General features: G+C 61.7%; 18 protein-coding genes. 13 read left to right on the top strand and 5 right to left on the bottom strand.

The window, feature by feature from the left end; translation table 11 throughout:
- From mltG to P0N66_RS02205, 3 genes are all read right to left on the bottom strand, one after another.
- Entirely contained in the window at positions 1-1017 is a 1017-nt protein-coding gene (gene mltG / locus P0N66_RS02195) for an endolytic transglycosylase MltG (RefSeq protein WP_275802335.1), read from the bottom strand.
- A 2-nt stretch (positions 1018-1019) separates the two neighbouring features.
- A complete protein-coding gene (gene lon / locus P0N66_RS02200; RefSeq protein ID WP_275802631.1) occupies positions 1020-3386 on the bottom strand; it encodes an endopeptidase La in 2367 nt (788 codons plus the stop codon).
- 164 nt (positions 3387-3550) lie between these two features.
- Positions 3551-4384, bottom strand: a complete 834-nt coding sequence (locus tag P0N66_RS02205) for an ATP-grasp domain-containing protein (RefSeq protein WP_275802336.1) — start codon at positions 4382-4384, stop codon at positions 3551-3553.
- A 46-nt stretch (positions 4385-4430) separates the two neighbouring features.
- Between P0N66_RS02205 and P0N66_RS02210 the strand changes: the two genes are divergently transcribed.
- Positions 4431-5339: an LbetaH domain-containing protein gene (locus tag P0N66_RS02210; RefSeq protein ID WP_275802338.1), complete on the top strand. Its 909-nt coding sequence runs from the start codon at positions 4431-4433 to the stop codon at positions 5337-5339.
- A gap of 5 nt (positions 5340-5344) precedes the next feature.
- Here the strand turns inward: P0N66_RS02210 and P0N66_RS02215 are convergent, their stop codons facing one another.
- The gene (locus tag P0N66_RS02215; RefSeq protein WP_275802340.1) at positions 5345-5629 is read right to left on the bottom strand and encodes an inner-membrane translocator; all 285 of its coding nucleotides are present in this window, start codon (positions 5627-5629) and stop codon (positions 5345-5347) included.
- Positions 5630-5686: 57 nt separating this feature from the next.
- Between P0N66_RS02215 and P0N66_RS02220 the strand changes: the two genes are divergently transcribed.
- Entirely contained in the window at positions 5687-6745 is a 1059-nt protein-coding gene (locus P0N66_RS02220) for a hypothetical protein (protein ID WP_275802341.1), read from the top strand.
- A gap of 43 nt (positions 6746-6788) precedes the next feature.
- On the opposite strand, the gene P0N66_RS02225 is transcribed toward P0N66_RS02220, so the two are convergent.
- Positions 6789-7238, bottom strand: coding sequence for a universal stress protein (locus P0N66_RS02225; RefSeq protein ID WP_275802343.1), 450 nt, complete (start codon positions 7236-7238; stop codon positions 6789-6791).
- 34 nt (positions 7239-7272) lie between these two features.
- On the opposite strand from P0N66_RS02225, the gene yoaA reads away from it, so the two are divergent.
- From yoaA to tsoA, 11 genes are all read left to right on the top strand, one after another.
- A complete protein-coding gene (gene yoaA / locus P0N66_RS02230; protein ID WP_275802345.1) occupies positions 7273-9543 on the top strand; it encodes a DNA repair helicase YoaA in 2271 nt (756 codons plus the stop codon).
- Entirely contained in the window at positions 9540-10559 is a 1020-nt protein-coding gene (locus P0N66_RS02235; RefSeq protein WP_275802346.1) for a polyprenyl synthetase family protein, read from the top strand. Before yoaA ends, P0N66_RS02235 begins: the two co-directional genes overlap by 4 nt.
- Before the next feature lies 1 nt (position 10560).
- Positions 10561-11631, top strand: coding sequence for a divergent polysaccharide deacetylase family protein (locus P0N66_RS02240; protein WP_275802348.1), 1071 nt, complete (start codon positions 10561-10563; stop codon positions 11629-11631).
- Positions 11632-11769: 138 nt separating this feature from the next.
- Complete coding sequence (locus tag P0N66_RS02245) at positions 11770-12060, top strand: ArsR/SmtB family transcription factor (RefSeq protein WP_275802349.1); 291 nt, start codon at positions 11770-11772, stop codon at positions 12058-12060.
- 463 nt (positions 12061-12523) lie between these two features.
- Complete coding sequence (locus tag P0N66_RS02250) at positions 12524-13144, top strand: hypothetical protein (protein ID WP_275802350.1); 621 nt, start codon at positions 12524-12526, stop codon at positions 13142-13144.
- Positions 13107-13622, top strand: a complete 516-nt coding sequence (locus P0N66_RS02255; RefSeq protein WP_275802351.1) for a sensor histidine kinase — start codon at positions 13107-13109, stop codon at positions 13620-13622. Before P0N66_RS02250 ends, P0N66_RS02255 begins: the two co-directional genes overlap by 38 nt.
- Positions 13597-14253 carry a response regulator gene (locus tag P0N66_RS02260; RefSeq protein WP_275802353.1) on the top strand — a complete coding sequence of 219 codons (657 nt, stop codon included), beginning with the start codon at positions 13597-13599 and terminating at the stop codon, positions 14251-14253. The genes P0N66_RS02255 and P0N66_RS02260 overlap by 26 nt, the downstream gene beginning before the upstream one ends.
- 116 nt (positions 14254-14369) lie before the next feature.
- Positions 14370-14579, top strand: coding sequence for a hypothetical protein (locus P0N66_RS02265; protein WP_431189993.1), 210 nt, complete (start codon positions 14370-14372; stop codon positions 14577-14579).
- Between the two features lie 312 nt (positions 14580-14891).
- A complete protein-coding gene (locus P0N66_RS02270; protein WP_275802355.1) occupies positions 14892-16097 on the top strand; it encodes an NAD(P)/FAD-dependent oxidoreductase in 1206 nt (401 codons plus the stop codon).
- 100 nt (positions 16098-16197) lie between these two features.
- Complete coding sequence (gene tsoR, locus P0N66_RS02275; RefSeq protein WP_275802357.1) at positions 16198-16533, top strand: ArsR/SmtB-type metalloregulator TsoR; 336 nt, start codon at positions 16198-16200, stop codon at positions 16531-16533.
- 130 nt (positions 16534-16663) lie between these two features.
- On the top strand, positions 16664-17116 hold the full coding sequence (tsoA, locus tag P0N66_RS12795) for an LULAXC motif selenoprotein TsoA (RefSeq protein WP_338140538.1): 453 nt from the start codon (positions 16664-16666) through the stop codon (positions 17114-17116).
- Position 17117 lies beyond the last annotated feature (1 nt).

Raw genomic sequence — 17117 nt, forward strand, 5'->3', positions numbered from 1 at the left:
TTATCGCTGGTATAAATTTACCGCCCGGTTGTGCTCGCGGAGGTTGGTGGAAAAATGGTGGGAGCCGTCGTTGCGGGAGACGAAGTAGAGGTAATCGGTGTCTTCCGGGTTGAGCACGGCGGCAATGGCCTCGCGGCCGGGGTTGGCGATGGGCCCGGGGGGCAGGCCATGGATGGTGTAGGTGTTGTAAGGCGTGGGGGTGCGCAGATCCTGGCGGGTGAGGCGGCGGTCGAAACTTTGCAGCCCGTAGATCACCGTGGGGTCGGTCTGCAGGCGCATGCCCTTTTCCAGGCGATTGAAAAAGACCCCGGCGATTTTCGCCCGCTCCTCGGCCCGGCCGGTTTCCTTTTCGACGATGGAGGCCAGGGTCATGATCTCCCGGCGGTTCAGGCCGACGTCGTTGCCCATCTCCGCCAGCAGTTCATCCAGCACCGCCCGGGCCCGGCGAACCATGACGGCGGTGATCTCTTCCTTGCTTTGCCCACGGGTAAAAAAATAGGTATCGGGAAAGAGCCAGCCTTCCAAGGTGGGCGAGTCCACCGCAAAAAGCGCCGGGGTTGCCGGCGCGGCGGCAAAGGCGACAAAACTCTCCTCGGCCAGCAGTTGCTGTGCGCCAAGTAGCCGGGCCACCTGGTACAGGTTGGCTCCTTCGGGAATGGTGACCTGGCGGCGGACGGTACGGCCGGAAGCAAGCAGTTGCAGAATTTGCCGCGGGCTGGCGCCGGCCGCCACCGCATATTCCCCGGCCTTCAGTTGCCCGCGATAACCGCCAAAAGCAGCCAGCCAACGAAAGCGCCGATCGGGGCGCAGTACTTCCGCCTCCACCAGGGTCCTTTCGATGACCGAAAAGGGTGAGCCCGGTACGATATAAACCAGGGTTTCACTCCTGGCCGGACCGGTCCCCATGGCATAAGCCCAGAACCACAGCAGGGCCGTCAACCCCGCCAGCAGCCCCAGCCATAAGGCCGGGCGGCGGCGGAAGTTCCGGGGCCCGGACAGCCACCGATCCAGTTCCATGATTAGCTAAAGATCATTTTAAGGATCTGCTCCATGTTCTTCACCGGCACAAAGGTGATCTTGTCTCGCAGATCCTTGGGGATCTCCTCCAGGTCTTTCTTGTTGTGCTGGGGGATCACCACCGTGGTGATCTCCGCCCGCAGGGCCGCCAGGGCCTTTTCTTTCAGACCGCCGATGGGCAACACCCGGCCCCGCAGAGTAATTTCCCCGGTCATGGCCACGTCGGGGCGGACTTTCTTGCCGGCCAGGGCCGAGTAAAGGGCGGTGGCCATGGTGACTCCGGCCGAGGGGCCGTCTTTGGGGATGGCGCCGGCCGGGACATGGATATGGATATCCAGGTCATCAAAATAGTTCTCTTCCAGCTTGAGCTCCTTGCGCCGGGTGCGGCAGTAGCTCAGGGCGGCCTGGGCCGACTCCTTCATCACCTCGCCCAGCTGACCGGTGAGGGTCAGGTTGCCCCGACCCTTCATCAGCGACACCTCGACGTAAAGGATCTCGCCGCCCACCTCGGTCCAGGCCAGGCCGGTGGCGATCCCGGGCCGGTCGATCATTTCGCTTTCCGCCTCGGGCAGGTAACGGGCCGGCCCCAGGTAACCGTGCAGGGTCCGGCTGCTGATGGAATACGGTCCCTTGCCACCCTCGGCGATCTTGCGGGCCACTTTGCGGCACAACGCCCCGATTTCCCGCTCCAGATTTCGCAGCCCCGCCTCCCGGGTATAGTGGGTAATCAGCCTTGAAATTGCCGCCTCGGCAAACTTGATCTGGTTCGGCTTTAAACCGTTTTCCTTGATCTGCCGGGGAATCAGGTAGCGTTTGGCGATTTCCACCTTTTCTTCATGGGTGTAGCCCGCCAGGCGGATGACCTCCATGCGATCCAGCAGGGCCGCCGGGATGGTGTCGGTCATGTTGGCGGTGGTGATGAACATCACCCGGGACAGATCAAAGGGCAGGTTGAGGTAGTGGTCGGAAAAATCGGTGTTCTGGGCCGGATCCAACACCTCCAGCAGAGCCGAGGAGGGATCGCCCCGGTAGTCGGTGCCCACCTTGTCGATCTCATCCATCATGAACACCGGGTTGTTGCTCTCCACCGTCTTCAGACCCTGGATGATGCGGCCCGGCATGGCTCCGATGTAGGTCCGGCGATGGCCCCGGATTTCGGCTTCATCCCGCATACCGCCCAGCGACAGGCGGTGAAACTTGCGCCCCAGGGCGCGGGCAATGGACTGCCCCAGCGAAGTCTTACCCACCCCGGGCGGGCCGACAAAGCAGAGAATCGGCCCCTTGCTGGACTTGTTGAGCTTGCGCACCGCCAGGTACTCGAGGATCCGTTCCTTGACCTTTTCCAGCCCGTAATGGTCGGCGTCCAGAACTTCCCGGGCCACTTTCAGGTCCAGCCGGTCTTTGCTGGACTTGCGCCAGGGCACATCCTGCAGCCAGTCGATATAGGTGCGGATGATGGAGGCCTCGGAAGCGTCGGGGTGCATCATCTCCAGGCGCTTGAGCTGCTTGAGGCCTTCTTTTTTTACATCCTTGGGGAAACTGCCCTTGTTGAATTTATCCCGCAGTTCTTCCAGCTCCTGGGATCGCTCGTCGACATCACCCAACTCTTTTTTAAGGGCCTGGAGCTGCTCCCGCAGGAAGTACTCTCGCTGGCTGCGCCCCATCTCTTCCTTGGCCTCGGACTGAATCCGGGCCTGGACGGTGGAAACCTCCAGCTCTTTCTGCAAAAATTCGGCCACCTTGCGCAACCTGGCCACCGGGTCCAGCAATTCCAGCACCGACTGGGAGTCGGACACCTTGAGCTGCAGGTTGGACACCACCAGGTCGGCCAGCCGGCCCGGCTCCTCGACGTTATTGAGCACCACCATCAGATCCGAAGACATGATGCCCTTGAGCGCCAGGATTTTTTCCGTCTGCTCCCGGACGTTGCGCATCATGGCCTCGATTTCCACCCCAATTTCCTCGACGTCATCGTCGTGCAGGAGTTCAATATCGGCCAGCAAATAGGGCTTTTCCTGAGCAAAATTGGTAATCCGGGCCTTGTTCACCGCCTGCACCAGCACCTTGAGCCGGCCGTCGGGCAGTTTCAGGGTGCGCATCACCATACAGACCATGCCGGTGTGATAGATCTCCTTGATGCCGGGCTCATCCACCCCGGCATCTTTCTGGGCCACCAGCACGATCAGCTTGTCACGGCTCATGGCCTCGTTGACCGCCCCCACCGAAGAAGGCCGGCCAACAAAAAGCGGCAGAATCATGTAATTGAACACCACCACATCGCGCACCGCCATCACCGGCAGCTGAGCGGGAATATCCCGTTCGTTGACCTCGGCAGCACCTTCGAATTCGGGGTCGATACTGTCTTCCATATGCACGAAATATCCTCCTTATCGGGATAGAAAATGGGCAATTGCAGCAGGCCCTTCACGGCCTGGGCGATAGAGGAAACTAAGCATCCCCGCCCGGCAAGTCAAGGGGAAACGCACCTGTCCCGCTTACCGCAATCCGGGGCGCGGTTGGATAGACCAGCAGCCTACACTTTGGCCAGCCAGTGAGCAACCGCCTCCTGCAGGCGGGCGCGATAGCCCTCGCCGCCGCCCAGGCCGCTGCGGCCAAAGGTATAATTAATTTCCAAAAAAAGCGGCTCCTGCCCGCCGGACGGAAAAATCAGGTCGAAGCCGGCCAGGTTGATGCCAGTCTGCCGGCAGAAATCCCGCACCATGGACCGACCCCGGCGCTGCAGCTCGGGGTCGGCCTGGCGGTCGATCACCCCGTTGCGAGCCAGGTTATGATGAAAGGCGTTGGGGTTGACCCGCCAGTAACTGAACAGTTGCTCGCCGATCACCGTCACCCGCAGATCCCGGCCGGTGCCGGGGATGTATTCCTGCACCACAAAACCCCGTTCGCCTTGCCACTCCCGCCTCTCCAGGCCGGTCAGCAAATGCTGCAGCTGCGCATCGTCAGCCACCAGCCAGGTGCTGCCGCCCTCACCGCCAAAGCGGGCCTTGAGCACCAGGGGAAAAGTGGGCCGTTCCACCTTGAGGCCCATTTCGGGATGCTCCCCCACCATGGTCTCCACCCGGGGAAAAATCTGGGTCCGGGGGTGAGGCACGTGATGCTGCCAGAACAGCAGGGTGTCGCCGGTCTTGCCTTCCCAGCGGAACCGGCAGTCGTAATTGGGAAAGACCGCCGGGGCACAGTGGCGACACAAAAAATACAACTCCCGCCCCACCGTCTGGGGCAGAATCACCGCCCGGCTGCGCCGCAGCAACTCCGGCAACTCCGGCTCCCAGACGGAACGGTCCCAGATAAACCGGTCCCCTTCAATTTCCGGATGAAAAGAGATTATCTCCCCGGCGGCGGTCATCGGGACGCCCTTAAATTGCTTGCAAAAAGCATGAGCACCTACCATTATGCATCGTCGTTTTTTACTTGATTCTCTGAAAGAGGAAACCATGTCCCTCCCCGCCGCCCCCCAAACTCCCGAGATTTTATCCGCCGTCGCCTTCTTTGCCGACCAGGCCCCGCCGGCCCCCGAGCTGTTCCCGGCCGCCGCGCCGGTCTGGGAAGGCCTGCGGGGGCTCAAGGGCCTGCTGGAGCAGCGCGATTATCCCGCCTGGACCCATAAGCTGGGCGCCGCCGACGGTCCCCTGCCGCATACCATGGTAATCTATCAACCCCACCAGGACAACGGCGCGGTCCCCGCCCCGGTCACGGTGATCCCCGGCGAGGAGTGCGAGATCATCTACGGCAGCGCCGACAAAGGGGGGCTTCAGGTCCGCCGGGGCGGTGAACTGCTGGCCGGAGCCAGTGTCCTGATGGCGGGCACGATCATCATGGGGCGACGTTTCGATCTGGGCCGGGGGGTGCTGGTGGAATCCGGGGCTTTCCTGAAAGAACCGCTGGTGGTCGGAGACCACTGCGAGATCCGCCAGGGCGCCTACCTGCGCGGCTATTGTCTGATCGGCCGCCGCTGCGTGGTGGGGCATGTCACCGAGGTCAAACATTCGATTTTCTGCGATGACGCCAAAGCCGGACACTTTGCCTACCTGGGCGACAGTATTCTGGGGCCCGGGGTCAACCTGGGAGCGGGCACCAAACTGGCTAACCTGCGGTTTGCCGCCGGCGAGGTCCAGATTCGCTACCCCGGCGGCCGGATCGCCAGCGGCCTGAAAAAATTCGGCGCCATTTTGGGGGCCGGCTGCCAAACCGGATGTAACGCGGTAACCAACCCCGGCACCCTGTTGGGGCGGGGCAGCGTCGTCATGCCCAACACCACCGCCCCGGCCGGTTATCATCGGCCCAAAACCATGATCAGGTAAGCCCCTCAGACAACCGTGGCGTAGTGGTGCAGGGCAAAGATAAATTCATAACCCAGGGCGATGAGCAAAAAGATCCGGGCAATCCCGAAGCGAGATGGAATCTGCCCCGCCACCTTGCGCACCACCAGCACCACCAGGTAGGTTAAGGCGGCCAGCAAAGGCAGCGACTGCAGCATGTGCCCCAGGGTGGCCAGCAGGGTGTCCAGGGGCTGCCCCGGAAAATAGCGCACCGAGGCCAGCAGATAGAGGACCGCAAGGATGGTGATAATGATCGTCGGACGTAAGGACATGTTTTTATTTCAAAAAAGATTAACCCTATAACAACTTACTGGCTGCGAACTTAACATATGAACCCTGTTTTCGCTCTTTATTTTCCCGACACTCTGCCCCCCACCGCCACCGTCAACGGCCTGGCGGCGCTGCCTTTTTCCATCCACTGCCTCCGCTGCTGGCCGGGCGATCAGCCGCCCGCTCCCTGGTCCGAGCTGGTCGCCGCCGGGCGCCTGGCAATGGTTACTTCCTTCGACCCCGGCGAAGACGGCCGGCGGCTGCAGAACCTGCTGCGGGAACTGGAAGGCCGCCGGGGGGAAGACGCCCTGCTGTTCGCCCAGGGGTTGGCGGCCGAATTCAGCGCCCGTCGGGAAGAAACCGCCCCGGAACTGATCGGGCCGCTGCTGGGCCAGACCAGAGACCACCACGCCGACCGGCAGCGGGAAGAACTATGGCAGGCCCTGCTGCTGCTCAAACTGGCGGAGAACCTGGAACGGGGGGAGCTGGAAATAGAGACCGAACTGCAGGCTTTCGAGGCCAGGCGGGCCGCCCTCTTTCGGCGGCTGAACGGCAACGAGGAAGAGGCAGCGGCCAGCCAGAGCCCGGCCCAGATCGAGGAACCATCTGGGCCTGTACGCCCCTGGCGCCAAGCAAGGCGATTGCTGCGGGCCTGGAGCCGGCTTTTTCTCCGCAGTGGTGTCTACCCGGAACTGCTGCTCAGCGCCGACGCCGACGCCTGGAGCCTGTTAACTGAACATGCCGAAAAAATGGGCTGCCCGCCACAGCCTTTGGCCACTCTGCAACTGCCGCGCCTGACCACCGGGCCGGAGGCAGCCACGGCCACCGCAAAACAATGGCCGGGGCTGGAAGCCGGACAAGGGCTGATCAGCGCTTTACAGCAGGCTGCAAATGAGGGCGGCGGAGAGCAGGCGGCCGCGGCGGCGGCGGAGTGGAACCGGCAGGTGGCGGAGCACGAGCAAAACCACCCGCCGGGGAGCCAGGCATTAGAGCTTCAGCTTCTCCCTGGGATCCCGCTGCCTCGGTTAATCAGCGATTTCAGCCGGGAGGCCGAGGCCCCGGAGGCAAAAACGACCGGACCGGCCCATGGCTTGCTGGCCCTGTATCGTGCCCGTTAAAAACGGGGTGACGGCGCTCATAACCACGCCCACGAGGGGGCGGTTATGAGCGATAGGGATTGATGCTGATCACCGGACAATCGGCCCGCTTGATCACCTTTTCCGCCACGCTGCCAAACAGCACCCGTTCCAGGCCGCGGTAACCATGGGTGCCGATGACGATCAGATCCACCCCGGTCCGGGTGGCATGCTCGACAATGCTGTCGGCCACATCGCCGGTGAGCACCCGGGTCTGCACCTGCGCATCGGGCGCCAGGCATTCCTGGATAAAGCTCTGCATCTTCTCTTCGGCGTTGCGGATCATCTCCTCCTCAAACTGGGCGATGGGCTCGCGGGGCACGAAAAAGCCGGAATAATCATCGAAGCTCTGCACCACGAAAACCACCGCCAGCTCCGCCTTGAAACGCTGGGCCAGCGAGGCGGCCAGGGCCATAATTTTGCACGAGTTGGCGGAAAAATCCACCGGCACCAGAATTTTACGGACATCGTCCATTACCGACCCTCCCCGGAAAGATGATAAACTCACCATGATTAACCGAAACCATGCCAAGGCCAAGGCCGCCACCGGCGAACCTGAAGACAGGCTACCAGCGGCTCCGGAAGATTGTCAAGCGCTATGCTCCGCCGCCTTGGCCATGGAGGAAATTTTCGCCGCCGACGGCCTGCTGGCCCACCAACTGCCGGGTTTTGAGGCGCGGGAGGGACAACTGGCCATGGCCCGGGCGGTGGCCGCCACCCTGGCAGACCAGCAAAATAAAGGAGTCGATCCTTATCTTGAACAGGACGGCCGGAACTACGACGACCCACATGCAGCGACGCCCCCCCGTGACCACTCACAACGCCTGCTGCTGGCCGAAGCCGGCACCGGCACCGGCAAGACCCTGGCCTACTTGATTCCCGCCGTACTTTCCGGCCGCAAGGTGGTGGTCTCCACCAACACCATCAATCTCCAGGAACAGATCCTGGCCAAAGAGATTCCCTTTATCCGCCGGCATCTGGCACCGGGGCTCAAAGCGCTTTGCGTTAAAGGGCGGCAGAATTACCTTTGCCTGTACCGTTGGCACCAGTTGCAGGTCAACCCCCAGGGTCGGCTGTTCAAGGGAAGCGCCGCCGACCACGGCGAGCAAAACCTGGAGACCATCGCGGCCTGGCTCAACGAAACCCACACCGGCGACCGGGGCGAACTGCGCGGCCTGGCCGACGACTCACCGTTGTGGGCCGGCATCAGTGCCGCCGCCGGCCACTGCCTGGGTTCATCGTGCCCCCACGGAGCCGACTGCTTCATCACCCGACTGCGCCAGCGGGCGGCCCGGGCCCAGTTGCTGATCGTCAATCACCATCTGTTCTTCTCCGATTTGGCGGTGCGCCGTTTCGGTCATGCCGAGGTGCTGCCCCGCTACGAGGCGGTGATCTTTGACGAAGCCCATCACCTGGAGAACATCGCCACCCGCCATTTCGGGCTGTCTTTAAGTCATTACCAGATCATCGATCTGGTGCGCGATCTGGAAGCCATGGCCGAGGCCCGGCTGCGGGAGCGGGACCGGGCCGGGGTGGTGCAAACCGCCCGGGCCCTGGCCGCCGAGGCCGGCGCCTTTCTCGATTTTTTCCCCTCCCGCCGGGGCCGCTTCCCACTGCGGGAGTTGATCGCCGCCGAGCCCATCTGGCCAGAGCTTTGCCAGTCGCTGACCACTGCCTTTACCGCCGTTATCCGACCGCTGGAAGAACTGGCCCGCAAGGAGGAGATCTGGGGCCCGGTGCTGCGGCGCTGCCAGGACCTGCTGGCCACCTTCAAAACCATCACCAACCCGCCCCCGGTCGGGCAGGCGGCGGCCGAACAACCACCCGGCCACGCCTCCATGCCCCAGCTGCCCCGCAACACCGACGGGCTGGCCACCTCCCCGGCCGACGGCGACCAGGCGGCACCCCCGGCCCCGGTGGCCGCCGATGCCGCCATCTACTGGTACGAGCGGCGGGAAAAAACGGTGCAACTGGCCGTCTCTCCCATCGACGTGGCCGGCCACCTGCAGGAGCACCTTTACCGCCAAGTCAAGGCGGCGGTCTTTACCTCGGCCACCCTGCGCACCGGCAACGATTTTCGCTATGTCAAAGCCCGCCTGGGCCTGCCGGCGGACTGCCCGGCCCTGGACCTGGCCACCCCTTTCGACTACGCAAACCGCACTCTGCTTTATGTGCCGGATCAGGATTTTCCCGAACCCAACCAGCCGGCCTATCCAGCTCGGGCCCGTCAGGCCATGCGGGAGATCATCGGCCACTCCCGGGGCCGGGCCCTGCTGCTCTTTACCAGCATCAGCGCCATGCGCCAGGCCGCCGAAGAGCTGGCCGGTTGTCGTCTGCCCTACCCGGTGCTGGTGCAGGGAGAGGCGCCGCGTTCGCTGCTGCTGGAGGAGTTCCGCCGTCAAACCCGCTCGGTGCTGCTGGCGGTGGCCAGCTTCTGGGAAGGGGTGGATGTGCCCGGGGAATCGCTGAGCTGCGTGATCATCGACAAACTGCCCTTTGAGGTTCCCAGCGATCCTGTTATTATGGCCCGGGTCGACAAGATCAAAGCCGAGGGCGGCAACCCCTTTTTCGATTTCCAGGTGCCCCGGGCGGTGCTGACCCTGCGCCAGGGGGTCGGCCGCCTGATGCGCGCCACCAATGATCGGGGGGTGCTGGCGATCCTTGATGTCCGGCTGTTCAACAAAGGTTACGGCCGTATTTTTCTGAAAAGCCTGCCGCCCAGCCCCCTGAGCCGGGAACTTGGGCAGGTAAAAAAATTTTTCAGCCGGGAGCAAACATGAACCCCGAGGAATTAAAACAGCAACTGGCCACCGCGTCCGGTGAAATCAACCAGGTTATCCAACAGGATCTGGCGCTGGTGACCAACCCCCGACTGGCGGCCATCCTGGAGCATGCCCTGCTGGCCGGCGGCAAACGAATCCGCCCCCTGCTGACCCTGCTGGCCGCCCAAATGGTGCAGAGCGCAGCGGCGGCAGAGCCCCCTCCGGCCGCAACGGTTGCCACCCCCGAAGCATTGCAGCAGTTGGCCATTTCTTTTGAATATCTGCACACCGCCAGCCTGCTCCATGACGATGTCATCGACCATGCCTCCCTGCGGCGGGGCTGGGAAACGGTCAACACCCGCTGGGACAGCGGCAGCGCCATTCTGGCCGGCGATTTTCTCCACGCCCGGGCCCTGCTGCTGGCCGGTCGGGCCGGCGGCATCGACTGCCTGGAATTGATCGGCACCGCCACCCAGGCCATGGTCGACTCCGAGTTCATCCAGCAGGAGGCGGCCGCCAACCAGGACTGGCGGGAGGAAACCTATTTTGCGGTGCTTAACGGCAAGACCGCGGCCCTGATCGCCGCCGCCTGCGAAGCCGGCGCCGCCGCTGCCGGTGGCACTCCGGCCCGGCGCCGGGCGCTGCGTACCTACGGGGGCAACCTGGGCCTGGCTTTTCAGATCATTGATGACCTGCTGGATTACCTGGGCGAACCTGGCACCACCGGTAAGGCGGTGGGCAACGACCTGCAGGAAGGCAAGATGACCATGCCCCTGCTGCTGGCCCGACAACGGGCAACCGCCGACCAGCAGGCCGAACTGGCGGCGGTGCTGGCCGCTCCGCCGGAACAGCGACCGGCCCATTTCACCAGCGTCAGGGAACTGCTGGAGCAAACCGGGGCGCTGGCCGCCTGCCGACAACGGGCGGAAGAGCTGATTGCCGCCGGCGAGCAGGCCCTGGCCGTCTTTCCCGCCAACCCCCAGCGCAGCCTGCTGAACGCCCTGGGTCAATACGTGCTGCAGAGGGACAAATAACATGCCTCCCGCTCCCCGCAAAAAAACCGGGACCACCGCAAAACGCCCCGCTGCCGGGACTCGCCGTAAAGCACCGGCCAAGGCCCCCAACCGACGTCGCTCGGCCAAAAAAGGGCGCCTGCTGCTGCCGGCCTGGCGGCCTCTGTTGCTGGCGTTGCTGCTGCTGGTCAGCCTCGGGGCGCTGGCATACCTGGTTTTTCTGCACCAGCCCCAGCCCGGCGATTTTCCCGCCGAACCGTCCCCGACGCCAAGCAGTCTGTTGGACCCCCGGGAGGAAGACATTGCGAAAACTCCCGGGGATTCTCCACCCACGGCAGCCACCCGCGGCCCATTACCCCGGGAAGCTTTACAACCCCCAGCGCCGGCGACCGAAACGCCGCCGGCGCTGGCCGATGACCCTCGCCCCCGGCTGGCCCTGATCATTGACGATATGGGTTACCGTCCGGAGATCGAGCGCCAGATGCTGGAACTCGGTCTGGAGCTGACCTTCTCTTTTCTCCCCTTTGCCCCCCACCGCCACGAGATCCTGACCCGGGCCCGGGAACAGCACCGAGCCATTCTGCTGCACCTTCCCCTGGAAGCCCTGGACGACAAGTGGAACCACGCCACCGGTCTGCTGACCACCAGGATGAGCGACGAGGAAATCGTGACCGGTTTTGCCGCCGCGTTAAACGAAATTCCCATGGCCACCGGGGTCAGCAACCACATGGGCTCCCGCTTCACCGCCGACCGGCGGGGAATGCAGGTGCTGCTGGCGCAACTGCCCCGCTTTGACCTCTATTTTCTCGACAGTCTGACCACCTCGGCCAGTGTCGGGGCTGAAATTGCCGCCGACCAGGGCCTGCCCTTCCTGCGCCGGGATGTCTTCATTGATCATCATCGGGAACCGGAAAAAATCCGGGCGCAAATCGACCGTCTGCTAAGCATTGCCGAAGAACGAGGCTGGGCGGTGGGCATCGGTCATCCCTATCCGGAAACCCTGCAGATTCTGCAGGAAAAAGAAGCCGCCCTCAGGGAGCAGGTAAGGCTGGTCAAACTGGATAAGCTGGTCAAACTGCATGGTCAACCCTGACCCGACCCCAGGTGTGCCCCGAGAAGTATTTTTTTCTTTACTTTCGGGCCGCGAGCTATTAAACCAACAACTTAAGCGCAGCTTGACAAGGCTTCGCCGCTTCGCCACATTGTTCCATTACCTACCGGGTGCCGCACAATGAATGAGAAGAATATTGCCGAGATGGCCAAACTGCTGAAAACCATGGCCCACCCCATCCGGCTGAAAATCCTCTGCCTGCTCCAGGACAAGGAGTTGACGGTGGGGGAAATCCACCGCCAGGTCCAGACCACCAACGCCAACGTCAGCCAGCACCTCAACATCCTCCGCAACCAGGGCATCATCGACTTCCGCAAAAACGCCAATTTCATCGTCAACCGGATCAGCGAAGGCCGCATCCTGGAGTTGATCAAAACCATGCACGAGCTTTTCTGTTCCGAGGAAGAATAGCAACCCACCTTCTTGATAATTTTGGTTCACACCCCTGCCGGTTAAGTGAACATCTTTTCCCTGGATTTCCTGGTTGATTTTCGCCAAGCTTCTGTTCCGGTAAGGTACCCGGCCAACACTCCGGTGGACTTTCCCGGATCGCCGAGGCAAGAACCCCCTGGTGGCGACCCTCCCTATGCAACCAGGAGTTTCTTGTTGTTTCACGATCCCTCCGTCATCTTCTTGGGCGGAGGGATTTTTTGTTATGTAAACAAAGAGTAAGCATTCTGTTAACTCTTGTTCACAGATTAGCCCAAGCCGAGAATCAGGCTTATCTATCATTTCTCCTCCCTCTCTGTTTATGTCTGTTAATGTCTGCCGTAAAAATTGCGATCTCAGGATCCAAAATCGGTGTTTTACCAACCGAAGACAGACGGCAAGACGCCATCATTAACACTATTTTAAAGAGTTGGGAGGTAGAGAAATGGAAAGAAAAGGCAAAAACAGCCTGATCAAATCGCTTGCGCTGGCGGCGGTCTTGATTTTGGGCACCGGGCTGTCCGGCTGCAGCGGCTCGGACGGCAAAGACGGCAAAAGCGTGAACATGGATGATGTAACCCAAGCCGTCCTGGACGAACTGGCGGGCGAAGAAACCATCACTCTGGAACCACGACCGGAAGACGAGGAACTGGCCGGTCAGCCAAGGGGCGATTATGTTGGCTCCGCGGCCTGTGTTGAGTGTCACTCCGGCGAACATGCCGGCTGGGCCGGCACCGTACATGGCAAGATGATTCAAGTGGCCAACGAAGACACCATGGCCCCCTGGGCCCGGGAACAGTTTGAAGATTTACTGGCCAACGACCCCGACAGCATTTACCTGGGCATCGGCCGCGACGGCTGGCGCGGTCAGTTGCAGTCAATGGACCAGATCAGGTACGTGGTCGGCGGCAAATGGAAGCAGCGTTACGTGGTGAAGAGCGACGAAGGTCACGTCTTTCTCCGCTACCAGTACTACTGGTCCAAAGCGGACGGCACTCACGACCACTGGTCCGAAGGGGACGATCGCGATGATCGCTGGCATGATTACGGTGGCAACAACGGTTGACCGGGCGTGGCAAACCCTGAGCCACCGCAGCAGCCGCCACCAACTGGCAAATTTCCTGCCGCCGCAGCTTATCGTGCCTGGTTTCGCCCTCAAGCTGGAGCAACTGTTTACCAACATCTTCCACAACGCCCTGGACGCCACCCCGCCGGACGGAACCATTACGGTCTACGGCCATAAAGACCAAGACCAGGTCATTATCACCGTCAGCGACCAGGGCAAAGGGATGGACCACGAACAACGGGAACTGGCCATGGATCCCTTTTACACCACCAAAGACGCCGGCCATGGTTCCGGGCTGGGGCTCTCCATCTGTTACGGTATCATGATCGAACACGGCGGCGAGATCAACCTGCTGCCCCGCCCCGACGGCCGGGGCACCACGGTAAAGCTGGTTTTCCCGGTTGACCTGCCGGGTTTTCGCCAAAAGCATGAAAGGGGGGAGGTAACCACACATGACCAGGATTCTGATCGTCGATGATGACCATGAACTGCGGGAAACCATCAAGGAAGTTATTGAACAGGAAAATTTCCAGGCCACCACCGCCCAAAACGCCGATGAAGCCCTGGCCCTGGTGCAGCATGATTCTTTTGACCTGATCATCCTGGATATGGTGATGCCGGGGACCGACGGCATGAACGCCATCCCCCTGCTCCGCAGATACTCACCCGGCAGCCGAATCGTGGTGATCACCGCTTTTTCCACGGTGCAGAATGCGGTGCAAGCTTTGCGCCAGGGAGCCCACGATTATCTCAGCAAACCCTTTACCATCGAAACCCTGCTGGCCACCATCGGGAAAAACCTGCAGGAAGCCAGTTTTACCGATTGCGCCGAAACCCTGGATAGTGAAGATATTTTCCAGGGGCTGGCCAATCAGTTGCGACGGCAGATCATCTTTACCCTGAAACAGCAGGGTAATATGTGTTTCATGGAGTTGGTCCGGGCGCTGGCCATTGAGGATCACACCAAGGTCAACTTTCACCTCAAGGTCTTACGCGAAGCGGGGTTTATCGAACAGGATCAGAAAAAATGCTATATTTTGACCTCGGCCGGAGAAAAGGCGGCTTCCTGCCTGGCTTTCATCAACAAAAACCTGGGCCTGACCGACTGACGCCCCCCTTAGGTGATATTTTGCTTGACAGCCGACCTCGATATAAATACATTTGTATATGTTGAATTTGACTGGCGCAGGCTCAAGCGCAAAACTTCACCATCAGGAGGTGCATTATGAGCTGGCTGTTCATTGTGGCGACCAACGACGCCGAAACCGTGTTCAATGCCGCCCGGCTGGCCAATGCCAGTATAAAAAAGGGCAAGGAAGTCAACATGTTCATGCTGGGCAAGGGGGTGGAGTATGAGCAGATCGGCACCCCGGAGTTTGACGTTAATGGGCAACTGGCCGAATTCGACCAGTTGGGAGGCAACTTTCTGGTCTGAGGCAGCTGCGTAAAATCCCGTGGTCTTACGGGATCAGCCTCCTGCCCCCTTGGCGTGATGACCGATCTTTATGATATGATCGAGGAAAGCGAACGGGTTTTCACTTTTTAACCAGCCGGCGGCGCAAACGCCTTAAGGGCGGCCTCGGCAACGGCAATCCCGACCGCAACCGGGGACAGATTTGAGATTTTAAATCTGTCCCCGATTGCACGTTTAAGCTGACCCGATCGCCACCAGTGGTGGCGCCCCTTTTCCGCTTACGGTGAATTCGGGCCACCGGGCCGCCACCCTCAACCAAATTCTGGAGACAACATGGGCAACGGCAAAAAAATCCTGGTGCTGGGCGGCTCCTTCGGCGGCCTAACCGCCGCCATGGAGATTAAGCGCCGGCTCGGCAACAAAGCCGAGGTCACGATAATCAGCAAGGACGACCACTTTGTCTTTTTGCCCTCCCTGCCCTGGCTGGTCACCGGCCACCGGACGGGAGAACGGCTTTCCCTGCCGTTGAGCCGGATACTGCCGCCCCGGCGGATCGAGTTTATCCGGGCCTCGGTCAAGGGAGTTGATCCGGCGGCCCAGCAGGTGCAAACCGACCAGGGAGCGCACGGTTACGATTACCTGGTGATTGCCACCGGCCCGCACCTGGCCTGTGAGGAAATCCGGGGCCTGGGGCCGGAGCAGGGTTTCACCCACTGTGTCTTCTCCCTGGAAAACGCCCGGCAGGCCAAAGCCGCCTGGGAAAAGCTGCTGGCCGACCCCGGCCCGGTGGTGCTGGGCTCCACCCAGTTCGCCAGTTGCTTCGGACCCTACTACGAACTGGCCTTCGAGCTGGATTACCAACTGCGCCGCCGCAAGCTGCGCCACAAGGTACCCATGGTTTACCTCAGCTCCGAGCCTTATCCGGGCCACATGGGCATCGACGGCGTGGGCCGCTCCCGCCGCTTCATCGAGGACGAATTTGCCGAGCGAGACATCAAAACGGTGGTCAACCAGTCGGTGGCCGGTATCGAAGCCAACACCATCCATTTGGCCGACGGCTCCACCCTGCCCTTCAAGCTGGCCATGCTGGCCCCGCCCTTCAAGGGGGTGGGAGGGGTGGCGGAGCTGGGCAACCCCCGGGGCTTTATCCCGGTGGACCAACATTACCGCCACCCGCAGCACCCCAATATTTACACCGTGGGAGTGGCGGCGTCCCTGGCCCCCCGGGAACCGACCCCGGTGCCCACCGGGGTGCCGAAAACCGGTTACATGACGGTCAAGATGGCCCAAACGGCGGCGGCCCACCTGGCCGCCGAGATCGATAACCGCCCGTCCCCGGCCGGTCTGGCCATCGACGAGCTAACGGTGATCTGCATGCTGGACATGGGCAACACCGCCACCCTGATGCTGGCCGACCCCATCCTGCCGCCGCGCCAACGCACCATCCTGCACAAAAAGCGCTGGGTCCGCTGGGCCAAGGCGGGGCTGGAACGTTATTTTCTCTGGAAGATGCGCCACGGTCGTAGTAATCTACCCTGAATACGGTAAAATCACTCAGCCGATGGCCAAAAGCGGTGATCGGCCTGGCTGAGGGTAGGCTGACAAAGCTGAGGACGGCAAACGACAACAGGGTCTGACTTTGAAAAACGGGAACTCCGACACCACCAACACCACCGGCCCCGACCTGCGTGACCTGACGGCCCTACTCAAGGGGCTGGCCGATGAAAACCGGCTGCGCCTGCTGCTTTATCTGGCCGCCGGCGAGAAAACGGTTTCCAGCCTGGTGGCGGCAAGCGGCCTTTCTCAGCCCCTGGTCTCCCATCATCTGAAGGAGTTACGCCGGGCCCTGCTGGTGGAGGTGGAGCGCCGCGGCCCCTTCGTTTTCTGCCGCCTGGCCGACCCGCGCATCACCGCACTGCTGGAACAGTGGCAACAACTTACCACCGAGTTGGTGGCCCGTCGGCACCATTTATAAAGAGCGCCCGGCTTACCAAAAGCGCCCGGGCCACGCCGCCGCTTTTGGTAAGCCGGGTATTCAACAACCCCTTAACAGTCCGTTTTTCAACGGGCTGCTAACAAACCCGGCAACAGAGCGGAGAACAACCATGCAGGAACTGGAAAAAATACTCACCGACCAGGAACCCGACGACGCCCTGGAGCAACTGCTGCCTCTGGCCCGGCAACTGCTGAGCCATCTGGACGACGAGGCCCGCCGCGCCTGGTTCACCCGCCTGCTGGAAGGCGATGACCGGGACAAACTGGCCGGAATGGTCAACCTCTGACTGGCCCGCTGCCTGGACGAAGGTGTCGATCCAACCAACATGTGCCAGAACCTGGTCCACAAAGTTGCCGCTTCCAAACAGCTGCAGGCCGTGGCCGAACCGGAAATCCTCGGCCTGTTTGAAAGCTGGCTCGATGAGCTGGAGGAAGAGGCCGCCGCCTATCTGAAGAAAAACCCCGCCGCCGACCATTTTGAACTTGCCTCCGCCCTGGGGCTGTCGGCCAGTGGCGCCGCTTTTCTGCTGGCCAAGCACAAAAACGGCGGTGTGGAACAGTAGC

The organism is Desulfurivibrio dismutans (assembly GCF_029210385.1).
GTDB classification, from domain to species: domain Bacteria; phylum Desulfobacterota; class Desulfobulbia; order Desulfobulbales; family Desulfurivibrionaceae; genus Desulfurivibrio; species Desulfurivibrio dismutans.